Below are 1,014 nucleotides of genomic sequence, written 5' to 3'. Positions count from 1 at the left end.
GCACCCCTTCTCCCGAAGTTACGGGGTCAATTTGCCGAGTTCCTTAACAACCCTTCTCCCGTTGGCCTTAGAATCTTCTTCCTACCTACCTGTGTCGGTTTGCGGTACGGGCACCGCAGAAATACACACAGCTTTTCTCGCCATCTTCCAAGCCTGACTTCGGTACTAACTTCCCTCGATCACTACCGGAACCAACTCCCGGCTCAGACCCTTCAAATGTGTCCCTGTGCTTAACTCTTTTGGTGGTGACGGAATCTCTACCGTCTGTGCATCGGCTACGCCTTTCGGCCTCACCTTAGCTCCCGACTAACTTGGAGCGGACGAACCTTCCTCCAAAAACCTGAGGCTTTCGGCCATGCAGATTCTCACTGCATTCGCGCTACTCATTCCGGCATTCTCACTTGTATACACTCCACATCCGCTTGCGCTAATGTTTCTCCGCGTATACAACGCTCCCCTACCCAGCATTGCTGCTGCCTAAGCTTCGGTGTTAGGTTTAGCCCCGTTAAATTCTCCGCGCAAAGACGCTCGACCAGTGAGCTATTACGCACTCTTTAAATGAGTGGCTGCTTCTGAGCCAACATCCTGGTTGTCTGCGTATCTTCACATCGTTTTCCACTTAACCTAACTTTGGGACCTTAGCTGTAGATCTGGGCTGTTTCCCTTTTGACAATGACATTTATCTGACACTGTCTGACTCCCATACACCAATATTCTGGCATTCTGAGTTTGATAAGCTTCGCTAACCTCTCGGCCGCTAGGCTATTCAGTGCTTTACCTCCAGATATCTAATATGAGGCTAGTCCTAAAACTATTTCGGGGAGAACCAGCTATCTCCGAGTTCGATTGGAATTTCTCCGCTACCCACAATTCATCCGCCGCCTTTTCAACGGAGGTCGGTTCGGTCCTCCATGGAATTTTACTTCCACTTCAACCTGATCATGGGTAGGTCACTCGGTTTCGGGCCCATTGCACGTAACTTAACGCCCTTTTCAAACTTGCTTTCGCTTCGGC

Annotated in this window: 1 rRNA gene; it reads right to left on the bottom strand. The window is 50.1% G+C overall.

From position 1 onward, the window contains the following. A 23S ribosomal RNA gene (locus JCM17207_RS10460) occupies positions 1–1,014 on the bottom strand; the annotation flags it as partial.

It is taken from the genome of Faecalibacterium gallinarum, from assembly GCF_022180365.1.
Classification (GTDB): Bacteria; Bacillota; Clostridia; order Oscillospirales; family Ruminococcaceae; genus Faecalibacterium; species Faecalibacterium gallinarum.
The sequence above is the reverse complement of the archived record's forward strand: the minus strand, read 5'-3'. Positions and strand labels throughout refer to the sequence as shown.